The sequence below is a fragment of the Nocardiopsis xinjiangensis YIM 90004 genome (assembly GCF_000341145.1).
GTDB classification, from domain to species: Bacteria; Actinomycetota; Actinomycetes; order Streptosporangiales; family Streptosporangiaceae; genus Nocardiopsis; species Nocardiopsis xinjiangensis.
This window is the reverse complement of record NZ_ANBE01000046.1, coordinates 44,449-64,232: the sequence shown is the minus strand read 5'-3', so window position 1 is coordinate 64,232 and position 19,784 is coordinate 44,449. Positions and strand designations below refer to the sequence as shown.

General features: G+C 70.4%; 18 protein-coding genes and 1 pseudogene. 10 read left to right on the top strand and 9 right to left on the bottom strand.

All coding sequences use genetic code 11. From position 1 onward, the window contains the following. Window positions 1-71 precede the first annotated feature (71 nt). From D473_RS0120425 to D473_RS0120415, 3 genes are all read left to right on the top strand, one after another. Entirely contained in the window at window positions 72-1,376 is a 1,305-nt protein-coding gene (locus D473_RS0120425) for a M14 family metallopeptidase (RefSeq protein WP_017610905.1), read from the top strand. Between the two features lie 155 nt (window positions 1,377-1,531). Continuing rightward, a complete protein-coding gene (locus D473_RS0120420) occupies window positions 1,532-2,188 on the top strand; it encodes a hypothetical protein (RefSeq protein ID WP_152436889.1) in 657 nt (218 codons plus the stop codon). Between the two features lie 3 nt (window positions 2,189-2,191). Next, window positions 2,192-2,533 (top strand): transcriptional regulator, encoded by a 342-nt coding sequence (locus D473_RS0120415; RefSeq protein WP_017610903.1) that lies wholly within the window; start codon window positions 2,192-2,194, stop codon window positions 2,531-2,533. A 30-nt stretch (window positions 2,534-2,563) separates the two neighbouring features. On the opposite strand, the gene gcl is transcribed toward D473_RS0120415, so the two are convergent. From gcl to D473_RS0120400, 3 genes and pseudogenes are all read right to left on the bottom strand, one after another. Then, complete coding sequence (gene gcl / locus D473_RS0120410) at window positions 2,564-4,273, bottom strand: glyoxylate carboligase (RefSeq protein ID WP_017610902.1); 1,710 nt, start codon at window positions 4,271-4,273, stop codon at window positions 2,564-2,566. Between the two features lie 200 nt (window positions 4,274-4,473). After that, a pseudogene (locus D473_RS0120405) lies at window positions 4,474-5,367 on the bottom strand (2-hydroxy-3-oxopropionate reductase); the annotation flags it as partial. 46 nt (window positions 5,368-5,413) lie between these two features. Further along, window positions 5,414-6,211 carry a hydroxypyruvate isomerase family protein gene (locus D473_RS0120400; protein ID WP_017610900.1) on the bottom strand — a complete coding sequence of 266 codons (798 nt, stop codon included), beginning with the start codon at window positions 6,209-6,211 and terminating at the stop codon, window positions 5,414-5,416. A gap of 388 nt (window positions 6,212-6,599) precedes the next feature. On the opposite strand from D473_RS0120400, the gene D473_RS0120395 reads away from it, so the two are divergent. From D473_RS0120395 to alc, 6 genes are all read left to right on the top strand, one after another. Beyond that, window positions 6,600-7,154, top strand: coding sequence for a 2-oxo-4-hydroxy-4-carboxy-5-ureidoimidazoline decarboxylase (locus tag D473_RS0120395; protein WP_017610899.1), 555 nt, complete (start codon window positions 6,600-6,602; stop codon window positions 7,152-7,154). Continuing rightward, window positions 7,151-7,495, top strand: coding sequence for a hydroxyisourate hydrolase (gene uraH / locus D473_RS0120390; protein WP_017610898.1), 345 nt, complete (start codon window positions 7,151-7,153; stop codon window positions 7,493-7,495). Before D473_RS0120395 ends, uraH begins: the two co-directional genes overlap by 4 nt. 241 nt (window positions 7,496-7,736) lie before the next feature. Then, complete coding sequence (pucL, locus tag D473_RS0120385; protein ID WP_017610897.1) at window positions 7,737-8,633, top strand: factor-independent urate hydroxylase; 897 nt, start codon at window positions 7,737-7,739, stop codon at window positions 8,631-8,633. 292 nt (window positions 8,634-8,925) lie between these two features. Next, the gene (locus tag D473_RS0120380; RefSeq protein ID WP_017610896.1) at window positions 8,926-10,413 is read left to right on the top strand and encodes a nucleobase:cation symporter-2 family protein; all 1,488 of its coding nucleotides are present in this window, start codon (window positions 8,926-8,928) and stop codon (window positions 10,411-10,413) included. 88 nt (window positions 10,414-10,501) lie between these two features. Next, window positions 10,502-11,431: a LysR family transcriptional regulator gene (locus tag D473_RS0120375; RefSeq protein WP_033353732.1), complete on the top strand. Its 930-nt coding sequence runs from the start codon at window positions 10,502-10,504 to the stop codon at window positions 11,429-11,431. 87 nt (window positions 11,432-11,518) lie between these two features. After that, on the top strand, window positions 11,519-12,646 hold the full coding sequence (gene alc, locus D473_RS0120370) for an allantoicase (RefSeq protein ID WP_017610894.1): 1,128 nt from the start codon (window positions 11,519-11,521) through the stop codon (window positions 12,644-12,646). Window positions 12,647-12,719: 73 nt separating this feature from the next. Here the strand turns inward: alc and allB are convergent, their stop codons facing one another. Both allB and D473_RS0120360 read right to left on the bottom strand, forming a co-directional pair. Continuing rightward, complete coding sequence (allB, locus tag D473_RS0120365) at window positions 12,720-14,084, bottom strand: allantoinase AllB (RefSeq protein WP_017610893.1); 1,365 nt, start codon at window positions 14,082-14,084, stop codon at window positions 12,720-12,722. 78 nt (window positions 14,085-14,162) lie between these two features. Next, a complete protein-coding gene (locus D473_RS0120360; protein ID WP_017610892.1) occupies window positions 14,163-15,437 on the bottom strand; it encodes a DUF6986 family protein in 1,275 nt (424 codons plus the stop codon). Between the two features lie 293 nt (window positions 15,438-15,730). Here D473_RS0120360 and D473_RS0120355 point away from each other — a divergent pair, with 293 nt between their 5' ends. After that, entirely contained in the window at window positions 15,731-16,465 is a 735-nt protein-coding gene (locus D473_RS0120355) for an IclR family transcriptional regulator (RefSeq protein WP_033353729.1), read from the top strand. A gap of 87 nt (window positions 16,466-16,552) precedes the next feature. Here D473_RS0120355 and era read toward each other — a convergent pair whose 3' ends face one another. From era to ybeY, 4 genes are read right to left on the bottom strand one after another with little or no spacing between them, the layout of a single operon-like run. Continuing rightward, window positions 16,553-17,509 (bottom strand): GTPase Era, encoded by a 957-nt coding sequence (gene era, locus D473_RS0120350; RefSeq protein WP_017610890.1) that lies wholly within the window; start codon window positions 17,507-17,509, stop codon window positions 16,553-16,555. A 10-nt stretch (window positions 17,510-17,519) separates the two neighbouring features. Then, window positions 17,520-17,864: a hypothetical protein gene (locus D473_RS0120345; protein ID WP_017610889.1), complete on the bottom strand. Its 345-nt coding sequence runs from the start codon at window positions 17,862-17,864 to the stop codon at window positions 17,520-17,522. Continuing rightward, window positions 17,861-19,237: a hemolysin family protein gene (locus D473_RS0120340; protein WP_017610888.1), complete on the bottom strand. Its 1,377-nt coding sequence runs from the start codon at window positions 19,235-19,237 to the stop codon at window positions 17,861-17,863. The genes D473_RS0120345 and D473_RS0120340 overlap by 4 nt, the downstream gene beginning before the upstream one ends. Next, a complete protein-coding gene (gene ybeY, locus D473_RS0120335; protein ID WP_017610887.1) occupies window positions 19,234-19,722 on the bottom strand; it encodes an rRNA maturation RNase YbeY in 489 nt (162 codons plus the stop codon). Before ybeY ends, D473_RS0120340 begins: the two co-directional genes overlap by 4 nt. Window positions 19,723-19,784: the final 62 nt, after the last annotated feature.

Below are 19,784 nucleotides of genomic sequence, written 5' to 3'. Positions count from 1 at the left end.
GGTTCACCAGCGCCTTCCAATACCGCCCAGAAGGTCCAGAACCGATGCCTCGACCCGCTCAAGGAGGCCTCGTGCCACCCCCACGCCCCCACTCCCCCAAGCCCCGCAGGCACACCGCATTCCGCAAGACCCTCGCACCCCTCGCCCTCGGCACGCTCCTGGTCGGCACCCTCGGCGTCGGGAGCGCCGCCGCCTCACAGGAGGAGGACCCCGGTCCCGTGCGTGTCTCGGGCGCCGAGAACGCCGTCGACCGCACCGAGATCGCCCGGACGGGTGTGTCGATCGACCTCGTCGAGGACGACGGCACCCTCCTGGCCACTGCCTCCCCCGGCGAGGTCGAGGAGATCACCGACCTGGGTTACGGCGTCGCCGACGCGAGCCCCTCTGTCGAGGCGATGCACCCCGACGACGGTTACACCAGCTACCCGGAGGTCGTGGAGCATGTCGAGGGCCTCGTCGCCGAGTATCCCGACCTGGCCCACAGCGAGGTCTACGGCCAGTCCCACGAGGGCCGCGACCTGGTCGCGGTCCGGATCAGCGACGACCCCGGGGTGGACCAGGACGAACCCGAGGTCCTGTTCACCCACTCCCAGCACGCCCGTGAGCCGCTGACGGTGGAGATGGCGGTCCACATCATGGACATGCTCACCGAGGGCTACGGTTCCGACGAGCGCATCACCGAGCTGGTGGACACACGCGAGATCTGGATCGTGCCCAACGCCAACCCGGACGGCACCGAGTACGACCAGTCCGGTGACACCTGGCAGAACTGGCGCAAGACCCGCGAGCCCAACGAGGGGTCGGATGCCCTGGGCACCGACATGAACCGCAACTGGGCTCACGAGTGGGGCTGCTGCGGCGGTTCCTCGGGCGACCCGGAATCCAGCACCTACCGGGGCCACGCACCCGAGTCGGCCACCGAGGTCGAGGCGCTGGCCGACTTCGTGCGCAGCCGCGAGGTCGACGGTGAACAGCAGATCACCACGGCGATCGACTTCCACACCTTCGGCGAGCTCGTGCTCTGGCCGTTCGGTCACACCTACGACGAGACCACCGACGGCATGAACCAGGACGAGTACGACACCCACCAGGCGCTCGGCGAGCTCATGGCCGGTTCCAACGGGTACACGCCGCAGCAGTCCAGCGACCTGTACATCACCGACGGGTCGATCAACGACTGGCTCTGGGCCGACCAGGGCATCGTGAACTTCACCTTCGAGATGTATCCGAGCTCGCCCGGAGACGGAGGCTTCTACCCGCCCTCCGACGTCATCGAGGAGGAGACCGCGCGCAACGAGGAACCGGTGCTGGACCTGCTCGGCTATGCGGACTGCCCCTACCGCGTCATCGGCGAGGAGGAGACCTACTGCGGTTGAGGTCCGCGGGTAAGGGGGTCCGGCGGCTTCGGCCGCCGGACCCCGTTCTCCTTGTGTTCCCGCACAGGCCGAAAAGGTCTGCATTGCAGACTCAGGGGTCCGGGGCGTACCGTGTTCCCGACAAAGGTTTGCAAGACAGACTAAAAGGAGTGACCGTGGCCCCACCCCAGGACACCGCACGACTGCAACGCCTGCCCCGGGTCACCGCCAACTACAACGGCCTGCAGGGGCTCGTCCTCGTCCCGATGGGCATCCTGCTCCTGCTCAGCGGAGCCGTGACCCTGGCCGAGCCCCGAAACCCCCTCTTCGTGGCCGGCCTGGTGCCCGCTTTCGCCACCATGGGGCTCCTCGCCCTGTACTACCGCCGCCGGTTCGGGCGGGTGCGCTCCGGTGAGAGCGGCTACCAGTCCGCAGCCGCCGCAATGGCCCTTACCGTGTTCTTCCTCCTGTCGGTTCCGGTGAACCGGCTGATCCACTCCCCGGATGCGCCCGACACGGCCGTGTGGCTGACGGGTGTGCAGGCCGCACTGACCCTGGCCACGGTCTCCGTGGCGGGTCCGCTGCTGCGCCGCCGCCCCGGCGACCTGGTCCTGAGCCGCCACTGGCAGATCCTCTCCCTCGCCCTGCTTTGTGCGGCCCTGGTCCCGGTCGGGCTGTTCGTCGAGGGCGGGCACCCGCTCAACACCGTGGAGCACTCCTGGCCGGGGCTCGCGATCGCCTTCGGCGCGGCCCTCCTCATCGGCGGGCTGTCGGACCACCGGCTCCTGGTGCGCTCCCTGGCCCCCTCCCCCGCCACCGCAGGGGAGCGCTGAGCGATGGCCACGCCCGCTGAGGAACTGGCCGAGATGGACCGCCTCATCCACGAACCGGCGCGGCTCGCCCTGACCACCGCCCTGACCTCCGGTGCAGGCGCGGACTTCGTGTTCCTACAGACCCTCACCGGGCTCACCAGGGGCAACCTCTCCAGCCACCTGCACAAGCTGGAGAGGGCCGGGATGGTCACCCTCACCAGGACGGGTGCGGGCCGGACGGCACGCACCTGGGCCAGCCTGACCTCCCGGGGCCAGGAATCGGTGAGAAGGCACTGGCAGCGCCTCGAAGGGCTCAAACACCTCGCCGGCGACGCGCTCGGCGCGCCGGACCCGGACCCCGGGTGACCCGGGTCCGGCGCGCCGCAGCGTCCGCGGTCAGGGCAGGGGTTCGAACTCCTTCACGGCGTCGATGGAGGGACCGTGCGGGGTGTTGGCCTCTCGCTCGATCATGATCTCCACGAGAACCGGACGCGAGGTCGTCCGGGCCTCCTTGCGCGCCCATTCCAAGGCGTCGCGCACCTCGGCGGGGTCGTACACACGGCGCCCGGAGCAGCCGTAGGCCTCCATGATCTTGACGTTGTCGGTGCCGAAGTCGTCGTAGTGGATGTCGACCTCGAAGTTCATGTCGAACGGGATCTCGGCCTGGCGGATGAGGCCCAGATACTCGTTGTTGAGCATGATCAGCACGTAGGGCACGTCGTACTGGGCGGCCACGGCCAGTTCCTCGACCATGTACTGGAAGCTGTAGTCGCCCACGACACCGACGACCTCCGCGTCGGGTTCGGTGTTCTTGAGCGCCTTCTTCACCCCGATGGCCGCGGGGATCTCCCAACCGAGCGGGCCTGCCTGCCCGCAGATCTGGTAATGGCGGGGCTTGTGGGCCTTCTGATGCTGGCCGCCCCAGATCTGGTAGAGGCCGATGGCGGTGACGAAGTAGGCGTCCTCGTCGAAGGCCTCGTTGATCTCCTTGTACACCCGCGGCGCCTTGACGGGCGTGGAATCGAAGTCCTCGCGCCGGGTCAGGGTGGAGCGCAGCTCACCGACCCGCTCGCGCCAGGCGCCGACCTCGGCGCGGGCGTCACGCCGGCGGGCCTCGGCCAGCAGCTCCTGCAGGAACACCCGGGCGTCGGAGACCACACCGAGGTCGGGTTCGAAGACCCGCCCGAGCTGGGTGGCCTCGATGTCGACGTGGATGAAGCGCCGCTCGCCCCGGTAGACGTCGATCTGCCCGGTGTGCCGGTCGGCGAAGCGCGCGCCGACGGCCAGCACCAGGTCCGATTCCAGGAACGAGGCGTTGCCGTAGCGCTGGGAGGTCTGCACCCCGGTCATGCCCGCGTACAGGGGCGAGTCCTCGTCGAAGGAACCCTTGCCCATGAGGGTGACCTGGACGGGCACACGCAGGTACTCGGCCAGGGCCCGCAGGTCCTCGGAGGCGTCGGCGGTGATGACCCCCCCGCCGGCCAGCAGCAGCGGGCGCTCGGCCTCCAGGAGCATGTCCAGGGCGCGTTCGACCCGCGGGCGGTGCGGCAGGACGGTGGTGCGCTGCAGCGGGGCGTCGAGGGCGGGGTCGTACTCGATCTGCTGCTGGGCCACGTCCAGCGGGATGTCGATGAGCACCGGACCGGGGCGCCCTTCCTGAGCGACCCGGAAGGCCTCCCGGAAGATCCACGGGGCGGTGGCGGCCTCCTTGATCTGCACGGCCCACTTGGTGACGGGTTTGGCGACCTCGACGATGTCGACGGCCTGGAACCCCTCCTTGTCGAGCAGGTCGGTGCGCTGCTGCCCGGTGATGCACACCATCGGCACGGAGTCGGCGATGGCGGTGTAGAGGCCGGTGATCATGTTGGTGCCGGCGGGGCCGGAAGTACCGATGGCCACGCCGACCTTGCCGGTCGTGCGCGACCAGCCGTCGGCCATGTGGGTGGCGCCCTCCTCGTGGCGGACGACGAGGTGCTCGATACCACCGACCTGTTCCATTGCCTTGTACAGGGGCAGGATGGCGGCGCCGGGGCAGCCGAAGGCGGTGTCGACGCCTTCGTCCTTGAGGACCTCGACGACCGCGTTCATCGCGGGTGTCTGCGGCATGGCTGGTGAACCCTTCAGTGCTAGGGGTACTGAGGTGATGCGTGTGCCAGGGGTGGTGCCGGTCCGGTAGGGACCGTGTTCCGGAAGGAACGGGGTCGGACCCGCACGGCCGCGGGGCCTCGGGTGGGCCAACACCCGGGGGCGGCGCGGCGGGCCGGTGTGGTCGGTCCAGGCCGTGTTCGGTGGCCGCCGAACAGGGCCTAGCGTCCGGAGAGCTCTTCCACGAGCTTCAGGAGCGCGGAGTGGTCGAGGTCGCCGTGGCCCTGCCGGTCCAGGGATCCGACGAGCTGGGCGACCTGGGCACCGAGCGGCACGGTGACACCGGAGGTGCGTGCGGCGTCGGTGACGATGCGCAGGTCCTTGTCGTGCAGGGCGATGCGGAACCCGGGCCGGAAGTTGCGCTCGCGCATGGCCGCTCCCTTGCGCTGCAGCACGGTGCTGCCGGCCAGGCCTCCGCCGAGGACCTCCAGTCCGGCTTCGGTCTCCACCCCGTGCGCTTCCAGGAACACCAGGGCCTCGGCGAGCAGCTGCAGGTGGCCGGCGACGACGAGCTGGTTGGCGGCCTTGACGGTCTGCCCTGCGCCGTGGGGGCCCACGAGCACGGGGGTCTTGCCCAGGACATCGAAGAGCGCACGGGCCGCGTCGAAGTCGGCCTGCTCGCCGCCGACCATGATGGACAGGGCGCCCTCGACCGCGCCGGCCTCACCGCCGCTGACGGGGGCGTCCAGCACCCGGAGTCCGCTCTCCTGGCCCTGCTGGGCGAGGGCGCGGGAGACGTCGGGGCGGATGGTGCTCATGTCGACGACGAGGGTGCCGGGACGGGCGTGGGCGAAGACGCCTCCCTCGCCGGCCAGGAGCGCCTCCACGTCCGGGGAGTCCGGGACCATCGTGATGACGGCGTCGGCGTCGGCGACCGCTTCGGCGACGGTCTCGGCACCGTTGCCGCCGTCGGCGACCAGGGCGTCGACCTTGCCGCGGCTGCGGTTGTGACCGGTGACGGTGTACCCGGCGCGGACGAGGTTGCGGGCCATGGGCAGGCCCATGATGCCCAGGCCGATGAAGGCGATCTTCTGCAGGGCCATGGTGTTCCCTCTCGTGGCTGTGGTGGCTGTGGTCGTCGTGTACGGGCGGGTCTTCGGCTCAGCGCAACCAGCCGAAGCTCTCGGCGCTGGGCACGGTGGGCTTGTACTCGAGCCCGACGAGGCCGTTGTAACCGTGGGCCTGGCTGTCGGACAGGAGGCGTTGCAGAGGCAGTTCGCCACTGCCGGGTTCGCCGCGGCCGGGGACGTCGGCGATCTGGATGTGGCCGAACTCGGCGGCGTGCTCGCGCACGACCTGCGCGACGTCGTCGCCGTTGACGGCCAGGTGGAAGAAGTCGGCGAGGAAGGCGACGTTCCGGGCCCCGGCCTTGCGGGCCTGCTCGACGAAGGCGAGCCCGTCGGCGGCGGTCTTGAGCGGGTAGTCGTCGGCGCCGCTGATGGGTTCGATGAGCACGGTGCCGTCGACACGGGTGACGGCTTCGGCGGCGGCGAGCGTGTTCTCGAGGGCGATGCGGTCCTGTTCGGCGGGGTCGGCGCCCTCCTGGCGGCGGCCGTAGAGGGCGTTGAAGCCGGTGGCCCCGGTGCGCTCGGCGATCTGCACGACGATTTCGGTGTTGGCGCGGAACTCGGCGGTGCGGTCGGGGTGGCTGAGGACGCCGCGGTCCGGCCCGGGGAGTTGTCCGGCGAAGAAGTTGAGCCCGGTCAGGCGCACGCCGGCGGTGTCGATGGCCGTGACGAAGGCGTCGACCTCGGCCTGGGGCGGAGTGGCGCTCTCCCAGGGCCACCAGAACTCGACGGCGTGGAAGCCGGCGTCGCGGGCGGCCTGGGGGCGTTCGTTGACGGGCAGTTCGGTGAACAGCAGGGAGCAGTTCACGGTGTGGCCGAGGGTGTGGCGCATAGTGCTCGACTCCGTGTATTTCAGTATGTGGAATCTATTTTTCACTTTGAGGAATACTTCGAGTGTGTGCCGGGCCGCCTGGGCCTGTCAAGTACACGCCGACACCGACCCCCTCCCCCATCGCCCGCGAAGGCCGACCACGTGCGTCACATGAACCCCACAGACCCCGCACGCAGACCAGTAACTTCCGCAGTTCTTCATGTGAAAGCACAGATCAGGCAGTTTCTCGCTGGGATCCCCTTGCTGGTGTTGACAAGATCACACGGTCGTCCATTAGAGTCCCTCCAATCCGTAATACGGAATCGTTGAACTGCACTACGAAAACGCCGGTCGGTCCGAGCCACATGGTCCAGCGGGCCGGGACCGGCCGGGTCCCGGGAGAGGACACATGCCCCAGAGCACCCCGCCTGGTGGGGACACCGACCCCGAACCGGGTCTGGCGCGCCTGAACGCGCTCACCGCCGAGGACCTGCGCACCGAACTCGCGCAATGCCTCGACATCGGCCGTTGGGTGGAGGAAGTCGCCTCCGAGGCGCCCTTCCCCGACCGCGAGACCCTCTTGATCCGCGCGGACACCCACGCGCGCGCTATCACCGGCGAGGAAGTGGCAGGCGCGCTGGCCCGCCACCCGCGCATCGGCGAGAAGGCCGAAGGCAAGGGCACCGAGGCCAACTGGTCGCGGGGCGAACAGTCCGCCTTCGCCTCCGGCGCCGACGACGCCACCGCCAAGGTGCAGCGGGTCTTCGCCTTCGCGCAGAAGGAGTACGAGGACCGCTTCGGACAGATCTACCTCGTGTGCGCCAGCGGCCGCGGCCCCCGCGACCTGCTGGCCGACCTGGTCGAGCGCCTGTACAACGATCACGGCACCGAACTGGCGGTCGTCGGCGACGAGCTGCGCAAGATCGCCGGCCTGCGTCTGGTCAAACTCCTGGAGTCCGTATGAGCCACGTGACCACACACATCCTCGACGCCTCACTGGGCCGCCCCGCACGTGAGGTCCCCGTGCGGCTGGAGGCCGCCGCCGACCGGGAACGCACCTCCTGGAAGCCGGTCGCCGAGGGGCGCACCAACGACGACGGGCGCGTGCCCGACCTGGGCCCCGACCAGCTCACGGCCGGTTACTACCGGATCGTCTTCGACACCGGCGCCTACTTCGACGCGCTCGGCCAGCGCGCCTTCTACCCCGAGGTCACCGTCGTCTTCGACCTCGCCGAGGAGGACCGCCACTACCACGTGCCGATCCTGCTCAACCGCTACAGCTACACGACCTACCGGGGCTCCTAGGGGCTGCGCAGCGGACACCGCATCCCGGTCCCCCGCTCGGCTCCTGATCGCCCGGAGCCCCGGTACCACCCGTCCCACCAAGACGAAGGAACGATGCCCCGGCCCTGATCCCCCCGGACGAACCACCTGCCAACTTCGAGTGCGTGACAGGTCCTTCCGCACGACCACAGCGGTCCTCCCTCATACGCACGACGCATCGGCGCACGCGATGAAACGTATGCATACGGATGGAGACACCCTGATGGGCATCCGACTCGGAGACAACCAGTACGGCAAGGCCGAGGTCCACCTCGTCCACGTCAACCGCGACACCGACATCCACCACCTCAAGGACATCAACGTCACCTCGCAGCTGCGCGGCGACCTGGAGGATGTCCACATCGATGGTGACAACGCCAGGTGCCTGCCGACCGACACCCAGAAGAACACCGTCTACGCCAAGGCCCGCGAATGGGGCGGTGTCGGCGCGATCGAGGACTTCGCCCTGCGCCTGGCCCGGCACTTCGTGGACGAGCACGAGTACGTGTCCGGGGCCCGCGAAGAGGTCCAGGAGTACTCCTGGAGCCGCATCCAGACCTCCGGCGGACCGCACGACCACGCTTTCTCGCAGGACGGTTCCGAGACCCGCACCACCGTCGTCAACAAGGACGGCGACCGGGAGTGGGTGGTCTCCGGCTTCGAGGGGCTGACCGTGCTCAAGTCCACGGGCTCGGAGTTCCACGGCTACCCGAAGACCAAGTACACCACCCTGCCCGAGACCAACGACCGCATCCTGGCCACGGACGTGACCGCGCGCTGGCGCTACGTCGGGGTCGACCACGACTACGACAAGGCCTACACCGCCATCCGCGATCTGTGTTTGGAGACCTTCGCCGAAACCCACAGCCTGGCCCTGCAGCAGACGCTGTACGAGATGGGCAAGGCGGTGCTGGAGGCGCGCCCCGAGGTCGCCGAGATCCGCTTCTCGATGCCGAACAACCACCACTTCCTCGTGGACCTGGGCCCGTTCGGACTCGACAACCCCAACGAGGTGTTCTTCGCCGCCGACCGTCCCTACGGCAAGATCGAGGCCACGGTCGAGCGCGACGACGCCCCCGAAGCCGGCGATGCATGGAAGAACGTCCCCGGCTTCGTCTAGGGCCTGTGAGGCATCCACCGAACAGACCCTGGGTCACCGCTCGTAGAGGCCCCGGCCGGCTTCTGCGTCATCGCGTGTGAGGACGGGGCCCGCGCCCTCACGCGGCCCCGCTCCTCCCCCTGTCCCGGGAAACAGGGAGCTGCGCCCAGCCCGTCCCGTACGGCGGGCTTCCGGCCCACGGCGTGCCCGAGAGCGGCACGTCCCGGGCCGACGCGTCACAGCACGGGCCCCAGTGCCCGAAACCCGGTCGCCGCGCCGGCGGCCCCTCCACCGCAAAGGCTGGTATCTGGCCATGTCGAAAAGTCCGTCCGCGAAGGACCCGGCCACACCGAACGCCTCCCCCGAACGCCCCGAGGACGAGAAGCTGCCGCCTCGGCTGCTGTTCGTCTACGGGCTCCAACACATCCTGACCATGTACGCCGGTGCGGTCGCGCCGGCTCTCGTCATCGGCGCCGCCGCTGGGATCGCGAACGACCCTGCCGCCATGGGCATCCTCGTCAGCGGCGCGCTCCTGGTGGCGGGGATCGCCACACTCATGCAGTCCGTGGGACACCGCCGGATCGGCGCGCAGATGCCGATCGTGGTGGCCTGTTCCTTCGTCCCGGTCAGTGCGATCACGTCGCTGGCCGCGGGTGAGAACGGCGAGAACCTCCCGACGGCCTTCGGCGCCTCGATGGCCGCGGGGCTCTTCGCCCTGTGCCTGACTCCGTTCTTCGGCCAGCTCATCCGTTTCTTCCCGCCGGTGGTGACCGGAACGATCATCACCGTCATCGGGGTCAGCCTGATGCCGGTGGCCGCCGACTGGATCCTGGAGGACGACTCCGTCGAACCCTCCGCTCCGCTGAGCAACATGGCCCTGGCCGGGGTCACACTGGCGATCATCCTGCTGGGTTCGCGTGTGCTCCCGGGCATCTGGGGCCGCCTGTCGATCCTGTTCGGTCTGATCCTGGGCACCCTGCTGGCCCTCCCGTTCGGGATGGCCGACTTCTCCCGGGTCGGTGAGGCCGACACGGTCTTCGACCCGACGTCGCTGTTCTACTTCGGTGCCCCTCAGTTCGAGGTCACCGCGATCGCGACGATGTGCATCATCATGCTGGTGGTGCTGACCGAGGGCGCCTCGCACATCATCGCGGTCGGTGAGATCACCGGGTCGAAGGTGGACGCCAAGCGCATCTCGGCCGGTCTGCGGGCCGACGTGAGCGGGTCGATCCTGGGCCCGATCTTCGGCGCCACCCCCACGAGCTCCTTCGCGCAGAACATCGGCCTGTTGGCACTGACCGGCATCCGCAGCCGCTACGTGGTGGCCACGGGCGCGGGGATCCTGCTGGTGCTGGGCCTGTTCCCGGTACTGGGCGGGGTCATGGCCGCCATCCCCGGACCGGTGCTGGGCGGGGCCGGCCTGGTGCTGTTCGGCAGCGTGGCGGCCAGCGGCATCAAGACGCTGGCCAAGGTCGACCTCAACGACAACCTCAACCTGGTGCTGGTCTCCTCGGCCATCGGTGTGGCGATCGTGCCGCTGGCCTACCCCACCTTCTACGAGCAGCTGCCCGAGACGGTGGAGATGATCGCCCACTCCGGCATCATCGGTGCCGCACTGGTCGCGGTCGTGCTCAACATCTGCTTCAACGTGATCGGACGCCGCCCGCAACCGGGGGCGCCTGCCGAGATCGAGCAGGACGACATCGGCAGCGCCGGCCCGGGCGAGGCCAAGTACACCGACCATGCGGGGGCCGCCTACCACGATGGGGAGAGCGGCGAACACCCCAGCGGCCACCGGTAGACGTGGCCTGAGCGAGAACGGCGGACCGGGAGGGGCAGCGACCCCTCCCGGTTCCGTGTCGGCGCTCGGAACTGGTACTTCTGTGCGGGTGACCGACTGGGATCTTCGGAAGTTGCGGGTACTGCGGGCGCTGTCGGAACTGGGGACGGTGCGGGCCACCGCGGAGGCGCTGTGCATGACGCCCTCCGCGGTCTCCCAACAGCTCTCCTCCCTGTCTCACGAGGTGGGCACCCCTCTGTTGGAGTCGCAGGGCCGCGGGGTGCGCCTGACCGAGGCCGCCCGTGTGCTGCTGCGCCACACCGACACGGTGCTCGCCCAGCTGGAACGGGCCGAGGCCGAGCTGGAGGGGTTCACCCGCGGCGAGGCCGGGGGCGTGCGTGTGGGTGCTTTCGCCACCGCGATCCCGCGGCTGGTGGTTCCGGCCCTCAACACCCTGGCCGGGGAGCGCCCGGGGTTGTCCACACGGGTACATCAGGCCGACGCGGCCGAGGTCTACGAGCTGCTGGCCGCCGGGGAGATCGACATCGGACTGTCCTTGGCCGCCCAGGCCCCCGCCGGGCCGGACGGGCGCTACGACCGTTCCGAGCTCCTCGCCGACCCCTTGGACCTGGCTCTGCCCGCCGACCACCCTCGCGCGCGTTCGGAGCGGGCCCCGCGGCTGGCCGACCTGTCCGGGCAGGGCTGGATCTACGGGGCTTCGGGGCCCTGGCGCGAGATCACCCTGGCCGCGTGCGCACAGGCGGGGTTCGTGCCCGAGCATGCGCACGTGGCCTCGGACTGGCGGGCGATCCTGGACATGGTGGCCGCCGGAATGGGGTTGGCGTTGGTGCCGCGTCTGGCGGCGGCCGGCCACACACCCGGGGCGGTGCTGCGGGTGCCGGCCGGCGACCGGCCGCGGCGGCACGTCATCGCTGTGGTGCGGGCCGGGGCGGGCGAGCATCCGAGGATCGCGGCGGCGTTGGACGCACTGCGGCGGACGGCCGTGGGGCTCGACCAGGATAATGTTCAGTTTTCCTGAACATACTGATCAGAAACTATCGCTGGTGCTTATCGGTTTCCGTTGAGACTCTGGATGTGTCCCACCCACCGACACAACAGGAGCACCGTGAGCCCCACCCCCGGTTTCGATCCCCTCGCCTACAACGCCCAGCCCTACCCCGGCGGCGACCCCTTCGCCGACTACAAGGAGAGCAAGCTCGACCTGGACGGCCTGGTCGACCTGGCCGACCGCCGGCTCGGCGGCGCCGTCGTGGACGCCAACGACGAGTTCTTCGCCCACCGCGAGAACCTGCTCCGGACCGAAGCGGCCGTGTTCGATCCCCAGGCCTTCGGCCACAAGGGCAAGGTCATGGACGGCTGGGAGACCCGGCGCCGCCGTGGCACGGGCCCCGACCGGCCCCACCCCCTCCATCAGGACCACGACTGGGCACTGGTCCGCCTGGCCCTGCCCGGGATCGTGCGTGGCGTGAACGTGGACACCGCCCACTTCCGCGGCAACCACCCCACCGAGGTCGCCGTCGAGGCCGCCGTCGTGCCGGGCACGCCCACCACCGAGGAACTGCTGGCCGCCGAATGGACCGAGCTCGTGCCGCGCACCCCCGTGTACGGGCACGCCGCCAACGGTTTCGAGGTCACCTCCACCCGGCGCTGGACCCACCTGCGCCTCAAGCAGTTCCCCGACGGCGGTGTGGCCCGCCTGCGCGTGTACGGCGAGCCGGTCGCCGACCCGAAGTGGCTGGCCGCCCAGGGCTCCTTCGACGTGGCCGCCCTGCTCAACGGCGGCGCGGTCGAGGACGCCTCCGACCGCTTCTACTCCGCGCCGGAGAACATCATCGCCCCCGGCCGCTCGCACAAGATGGACGACGGCTGGGAGAACCGCCGGCGCCGCGACACCGGCCACGACTGGGTGCGGTTCCGGCTGACCGCCCAGACCGAAGTGCGGGCCCTGGAGATCGACACCGCCTACCTCAAGGGCAACGCCGCCGGATGGATCACCGTCCTGGCCCGCGACGCCCACGGCTCCGCCCCGGAGACATGGACCGAGATCCTGCCCCGCACCCGGCTCCAGCCCGACAGTGAACACCGTTTCGTCCTGGACGCCCCGGTCACCGCGACCCACGTGCGCACCGACGTCTTCCCCGACGGCGGGATCGCACGCCTGCACGTGTTCGGTTCTCCGACCGAGACCGGCTCCCGGCAGCTGCAGGAGCGCTGGGACCGGGCCCAGGGCTGAGCCCTGCCCCCGCACGGACGGAGGGGACGGGCGCCGGGTGTCCGTCCCCTCCCCCGCTCCGTCCGGGCCGGGATCAGGCGGGCCCGTCCTGGCGTTCGATCATGCGCCCGTCGGTGCTGCGCTCGTCCACCTCCACCCCGCGCAGGAAGGTCCGGCGCACCCGCCCGACCAGCTCGGCGCCCTCGTAGGCGCTCACCGGGTTGCGGTGGCCCAGGTCGGCGGCGCGCACGGGGAAGGCCTCGTCCGGGGCGAAGACGGCCAGGTCGGCGTCGGCGCCCTCCACCAGCGAGCCCTTGCCGTGCAGCCCGGCCACCCGGGCCGGACCGGAGGACATCCACGCCACGGCCTCCTCCAGAGTCACACCCCGGCTCCGGGCCTCGGTCCAGGTCGCCGACAGGCCCACCTGGAGACCGGAGACGCCGCCCCAGGCGGTACCGAAGTCACCGGTGTCCAGGTCCTTCAGCTCGGGGGTGCTGGGCGAGTGGTCGCTGACCACACAGTCGATGAGCCCCTCGCGCAGGGCCCGCCACAGCAGATCGCGATTGGCCTCGTCGCGGATGGGCGGGCAGCACTTGTACTGGGTGGCCCCCTCCGGGATGGCCTCGGCCGCCAGGGTGAGGTAGTGCGGGCAGGTCTCCACCGTCAGGGACACACCCTCGGCCCGGGCCTGGGCGATGAGCGGCAGGGCGGCGGCGCTGGACAGGTGCAGCACGTGGGCGCGCACCCCGGTACGGCGGGCCACGTCGATGACCCGTGCAATGGCCTCGTTCTCGGCGGTCTCGGGCCGGGAGGCCAGGAAATCGGCGTAGTCGCGGCCGGCGCAGTCGGGGGCGCGGTCGAGCACGTCGGGGTCCTCGGCGTGCACGATGAGGCGCCCGCCGAAGGCCGCGATGGCGTGCGCGGCGGTCTCCAGTTCACCGGGTGAGAGGTTGCCGAACTCCTCCACACCGGAGGGCGACAGGAAGGCCTTGAACCCGAAGACACCGCGTTCGTGCAGGCCCTCGAGTTCCCCGGTGAGACCGGGGGCGCTGTTCTCGGGCACGGCACCGCCCCAGAACCCCACGTCGATCGCGAGCTTGCCCCCGGCGGCGGTGCGCTTGGCGTCCAGCCCTTCCACGGTGGTGGTGGGCGGAACGCTGTTGAGGGGCATGTCGATCAGGGTCGTGACCCCGCCCCGGGCGGCGGCGCGGGTGGCGGTGGCGAAGCCCTCCCACTCGGTACGTCCGGGTTCGTTGACGTGCACGTGGCTGTCGACGAGGCCGGGGAGGAGCACCTCGTCCTCGGAGAGGGTGATCTCGTGGTCCACCGCGGCTGCGGGTGCGGCGCCGCGGGGCAGGATCTGCTGCACGGCGCCGCCGGCGACCACGACGGTGTGCGGGGCGATGCCCTGCGGGGTCAGGACCCGGTCGGCGTGGACGGCGAAGGTGGGGCTGGTCATGTGCGTGTGTGGGCGCCCGGCGAGTGGGGCGCCCGTCTCCTTCCTCGGTGCGGCCTGTGGGCAGGGGCGGCTCGGTCCCTACTGGCCCACGCGGCGTCGGGCCATGGACACCAGTGTGGCGGTGTCGGCTCCGGTGGCCGCCACGACCTCGGTCTCCTCCAGGGCACCGCAGCCCAGACCTGCCACGAGCACGGCGGCCAGGGCCTGGGCGGTGGCGGGTTCGTCGACGACGTTGCCCGAGGCCTGCCCCAGGTAGGCGCGCAGGCGCTCGGCCGCCGGGGCGAAGGCCTCCCGGTAGAAGACGCACGTGGCCAAGTGGCGGGTGAGGAGCTGGTGGGGATGCAGGTCCCAGCCCTGGTAGTAACCGCGTTCCAGGGAGCGGCGTACCAGGCCGGCGTGCAGGCCCCAGGCGGAGCGGACCTCGTCGGTGGTGCCGGTGGGCATGACGTTGCTGCCGCCGTCGGAGAGCCACACCCCGGTCCCGGCCGCCGCCACCTGCATGACGGCCTTGGCATGGTCGGCCGCAGGATGGGCCAGGCTCTGGTGCGCGGCGGGCACACCCATCGAGGCGCTGTAGTCGTAGGTGCCGTAGTGCAGGGCGGTGACCCGGCCGGCGCCGGCGCGGATCATGGGCGCCACCGCGGCGGTGCCGTCGTTGAGCATGACCGACTGGGGCGTCTCGATCTGCAGTTCGAAGCCCAGGCGCCCCTCGGGCAGGCCCAGGCGGCGTTCGAGCTGCTCGGTCAGCCAGACCATCGCCTCCACGTGCTCGACGGAGGTGATCTTGGGCAGCGTGATGATCAATCCGTCGGGCAGGGATCCGTGCCCTTCCAGCAAGGTCTGCAGGAACAGGGTGAGGCTGCGGACCCCCCGGTGCCGCCCTGCGGCCTCCATACCCTTCATCCGGGTCCCGAAGTAGGCGGGCGCCTGCCCCTTCGCCAGGTCGGTGACCAAGGCGTCGGCCGCCGCCAGGACGTGGGTGTCCTCGGTCTCGTCGCCGCGGTCGCCGTAGCCGTCCTCGAGGTCGACCCGCAGGTCCTCCACGGGGTCCTCGGCGAGTTTGGCGCGCACGCGGGGCAGCGCGTCGGCGACGGCGGCCTCGCTCAGCCCGGTGGCGGCGGCCAGGTCGGCCGGTTCGGGGGCGTGCTCGTCGAGCGCCGCCAGGGCCTGCCGGCCCCAGTCGGCGGCCAGGCCCGCGTGGAACCGGTCGGCGGGGACATAGACGCTGTGCACGGGTTGGCGGCCGGTTCGGGCGCCGGGGTAGTCGCTGTCCAGCCGGGTGTCGGCCTCGCTGAGTCGGGCATCGAGCCCGGCCGCGAGTGCGGCCACGCCCTCCAGGTCGTCCCTCGCCACGTGGCTGTCCTCCTGCGTCGGTGGGGGTACCCGGTCCTCGGTCGAGAACCGGCCACGTTTTCTACATGCGGATAATAACTTCTGCCATCCGGAACAACAAGGGCGATCGTGGGCCCATCCGGGCTACTGAATGCCCCTGCACCGCTTCCCGTGAGAAGCTGGTTTCATATAGCAGAATGATGACTGTGACCACCGCGGCCGACAGCACGGGAGCACGATCCTTGGCACCCTCACAGACCCCCCGGACGGACGTGTCCTCCGCCGTGGAGGACGCTCCCCGGCGCGCAGGCGGCGTGCAGTCCCTGGACCGCGCCTTCGCCCTGCTGGAGATCATGGCCGACGCGGGCGGCGAGGCCTCCCTCAGCCAGCTCGCCGACTCCTCCAGCCTGCCCCTGCCGACGATTCACCGCATCATCCGCACCCTCGTCGGCAACGGATACGTACGTCAACTGCCCTCGCGCCGGTACGCCCTGGGCCCCCGCCTCATCGGCCTGGGCGACAAGGCCTCCCGCATGCTCGGCACCTGGGCCCGCCCCCATCTGGCCCACCTGGTCGAGGAGCTCGGCGAGACCGCCAACCTGGCCATGCTCGACGGAGACAAGGTCATCTACGTCGCCCAGGTGCCCTCACCCCACGCCATGCGCATGTTCACCGAGGTGGGACGCCGGGTCCTGCCGCACTCCGCCGGTGTCGGCAAGGCCCTCCTGGCCCAGCTCACCGACGAGGAAGCCCTGGCCGCCATCACCCGCACCGGCATGCCCGCCGCCACCGACCGCACCATCACCGCCCCCGAGGACTTCGTCACCGAACTCGGCCGCATCCGTGACCGGGGCTTCGCCATCGACGACGGCGAACAGGAGATCGGCGTACGCTGCGTGGCCGTACCCGTCGAGGGCGCCCCCTCAGGCATGGCCGTCTCCGTGTCCGGCCCGGAGGCCCGCGTGAGCTGGGACTTCGTCGACCACGCCGCGCCCATCGTGCAGCGGTGCGCCGCCTCCCTGGCCACCGACCTCAACAACCAGAATTGACCCGCTCACCCAGCGGACCCGCACACAAGAGGACCCGGCCGGAGAGCACTCTCCCGCCGGGTCCTCTTCGCACACAGGGCCAACGCCTCAGGTCTGCTGGTCGAAACCGAGCCTGCGCAGCAGCTTCGGGTCGCGCTGCCAGTCCTTGGCCACCCGGACCCGCAGGTCCAGGAACGCCCGGCGCCCCAACAGACCCTCGATCTGCTTGCGTGCCCGCGAACCCACGTCGCGCAGGCGGGCCCCCTTCGTACCGATCACGATCGCCTTCTGGCTGGAGCGCTCCACGTACAACGACGCGTAGATGTCCACGAGCTCCTTGTCCTCACGCTCGCTCATCTCGTCCACCACCACGGCGATCGAGTGCGGCAGTTCGTCGCGCACCCCCTCCAGGGCGGCCTCCCGCACCAGCTCCGCCACGAGCATCTCCTCGGGCTCGTCGGTGAGGTCGCCGTCCGGGTACAGGGGCGGCCCCTCGGGAAGGTGCGTGCACATGACCTCGGCGACGGTGTCCAACTGGAACTCGCCTTCGGCCGAGACCGGGACGATGTCGGCCCAGTCCCCCAGCTCGCTGACGGCCAGCAGCTGCCTGCCCACCGCGTCCCGGTCCACCAAGTCGGTCTTGGTCACCACCGCCACCACAGGCGTGGAGGTCTGCTCCGCCAGCTCCTTGGCGATGTAGGTGTCGCCCCGCCCGATGGGCTCGTCCGCCGGGATGCAGAACACGATCACGTCCACCTCGACCAGGGTGGAACGCACCAGCGAGTCCAACCGCTCCCCCAACAGGGTGCGCGGCTTGTGCAGCCCGGGGGTGTCGACGACGATGAGCTGCGCCTCGGGCCGGTGCACGATACCGCGCACCGTACGCCGCGTGGTCTGCGGCCGGTTGCTGGTGATCGCCACCTTCTGCCCGACCAGCGCGTTCATCAGCGTCGACTTGCCCACGTTCGGGCGGCCGACGAAGCACGCGAACCCACTGCGGAACCCCTCCGGGTAGGAGGGCGTCTCCAGCGGCAGACGCAGCTTCTCGAGGTCGAGGTCGTTCATCAAAGCCTTCTCAGCGCTTGGCGATGGACGACGGCACCCCGTCCGGGGCGGCCACCACCGTCACCTGGGTCTTCAGGTCGTCCGCGACCGCGCGGTCGTCCTCGGTCAACTCCTCGGCGTCGGTCACCACGACCGCCGCCTCCAACGCGGAGGCCTCGCTGGAGACCGCCGCGGCCACCGCGGCCTGGAGCGCGCTCAGACGCAGCGAGCGCAGCTCCACCGTCGTGGCCACATAGGTGCGCCCCGTCTCGTCGCGCACGGCGGCGCCCTCGGGTGCAGCGTTACGGGCGCGGGAGGCCCGCGCCAGGGTGATGAGCTTGCCGTCCTCGGCGCCCAGCTCCGTCGTGTCCGTCACTGCTCCGTACTCCTCATGTCCGTCTCCTGTGGATGCTGTTCGGGCAGGCGCTCCACCATCACCGTCGTCATCCGGTTGCGGCGGCTGCTCTTGCCCTCCAGGGTCAACCTCAGACCAGCGTATTCGGCGCGGGCCCCACCGGCCGGGACACGCCCCAGCACGAACGCGACGAGCCCGCCGACCGTCTCCACATCGTCCACGTCCAGGTCGATGTCGGGGTAGAGCTCGGCCAACTCGCCCAACGGCAGCCGGGCCGTCACACGCACGCGGTCACTGTCCAGGCGCACCACCGGAGGGATCTCGTGGTCGTACTCGTCGGTGATCTCGCCGACGATCTCCTCCACGATGTCCTCCAGCGTCACCAGGCCCGCCGTACCGCCGTACTCGTCGATGGCAACCGCGAGATGGTTGCGCTGCCCCTGCATCTGGCGCAGCAGCTCGTCGATGGGTTTGGTGTCGGGCACGTAATGGGCCGGCCGCAGCACGTCGGCGGCCGTCAGCGGCGACGCGTCCGCCGCGCCCGCCCGCCAACGGTCGCTTATGCGCTCGATCAGGTCCTTGAGGTAGACGATGCCGACCACGTCGTCCTCGTCCGCACCCGTCACCGGGATGCGCGAGTAACCACTGGTCAGGGCGGTGGTGAGCACCTCGTCGACGGGGGTGTCGTGTCCGGTGAAGACGATGTCGGGGCGCGGCACCATGACCTCGCGCACCGACGTGTCGTCGAGCTTGAAGACCGAGTGGATCATCTCGCGTTCCTCGGGGTCGATCACCTCCCCCTTCTCCGCGAGGTCCACCAGCCGGCGCAGCTCCACCTCCGTGCTGAAGGGCCCGTCCCGGTCACCCTTGCCGCGCGGGGTCAACGCACGGCCGGCGCCCACCAGCAGCTGCGCGAGCGGGCCCAACACGACCTGTGCCGGATGCACCACGGCGGCGCTGACCCGGGCGATCGGACCGGCGAACTGACGGCCCAGGATGCGCGGGGCGATCGCGATGAGCACCGACTCGAACACGATCATCGCCACGGCCGTCAGCACGATCGCCGGCCAGCCCAGGCCCAGCAGGAACACCATGCCGACCACGGTGGCCAGCACAGCGCACACCTCGCACACCACGCGCAGGAACAGCAGCACGTTGAGGTGACGGGTCGGGTCCTCGGCCACCCGTGACCAGGAACGGGAGGTCGGGGTGGTGCGCACGGTGTTGGCGGCCCCGGGCGCGCCCATCGACAGAACACGGGTCACGGCGGCCTCGGCCGAGACCAGGAACCCGGCCACGGCGGTGAGAACGAGGGCGGCGGCGAAGGCCGAGACCCACTCGACCGGTTCGCCCGTCGTCAGCGGGGCGAGGTCGCTCCAGGAATCCGGGTTCACCGCGACCTCTCATCCCCGGTGGGACCCGCAGCCTCGCTCTCGGCCCAGGACTGCAGGATCTCGGCCTGCAGACCGAACATCTCCTTGTGTTCCTCGGGCTCGGCATGGTCGAACCCGAGCAGGTGCAGAATACCGTGCGTGCACAGCAGGTCGATCTCGGCGCGAGTACCGTGCCCGGCGGTCTCGCCCTGGCGTTGGGCCACCTGGGGGCAGATGATGACGTCGCCCAGGACACCGGGCTCACTGGTGCGGCCCGGGCCGCCGGGACGCAGCTCGTCCATGGGGAAGGACAGCACGTCGGTGGGGCCGGGCTCATCCATCCACCGCACGTGCAGATCGGTCATGGGCCCTTCGTCGACCAGGACGACGGACAGCTCGGCGAGCGGGTGCACCCGCATCGCGTCGAGCACGTGGCGGGTCAGACGGGAGAGACGCTCCTCGTCGACGCCGGCGACGCCGGATTCGTTGGCGACCTCGATGGTCATCGATTCAGTGACTGCCTTACTTGGACGTGGTCGTGATCGAGTGGCGTTGGCAGGGCGCTGCG

What these genes read in the sequence shown, in the direction of transcription:
- ybeY (WP_017610887.1), bottom strand. Translation starts at nt 19,722, where the DNA reads ATGACCATCGAGGTCGCCAACGAATCCGGCGTCGCCGGCGTCGACGAG.
- D473_RS0120400 (WP_017610900.1), bottom strand. Translation starts at nt 6,211, where the DNA reads ATGCGCCACACCCTCGGCCACACCGTGAACTGCTCCCTGCTGTTCACC.
- D473_RS0120380 (WP_017610896.1), top strand. Translation starts at nt 8,926, where the DNA reads ATGTCGAAAAGTCCGTCCGCGAAGGACCCGGCCACACCGAACGCCTCC.
- uraH (WP_017610898.1), top strand. Translation starts at nt 7,151, where the DNA reads ATGAGCCACGTGACCACACACATCCTCGACGCCTCACTGGGCCGCCCC.
- pucL (WP_017610897.1), top strand. Translation starts at nt 7,737, where the DNA reads ATGGGCATCCGACTCGGAGACAACCAGTACGGCAAGGCCGAGGTCCAC.
- D473_RS0120415 (WP_017610903.1), top strand. Translation starts at nt 2,192, where the DNA reads ATGGCCACGCCCGCTGAGGAACTGGCCGAGATGGACCGCCTCATCCAC.
- gcl (WP_017610902.1), bottom strand. Translation starts at nt 4,273, where the DNA reads ATGCCGCAGACACCCGCGATGAACGCGGTCGTCGAGGTCCTCAAGGAC.
- era (WP_017610890.1), bottom strand. Translation starts at nt 17,509, where the DNA reads ATGAACGACCTCGACCTCGAGAAGCTGCGTCTGCCGCTGGAGACGCCC.
- allB (WP_017610893.1), bottom strand. Translation starts at nt 14,084, where the DNA reads ATGACCAGCCCCACCTTCGCCGTCCACGCCGACCGGGTCCTGACCCCG.
- D473_RS0120395 (WP_017610899.1), top strand. Translation starts at nt 6,600, where the DNA reads ATGCCCCAGAGCACCCCGCCTGGTGGGGACACCGACCCCGAACCGGGT.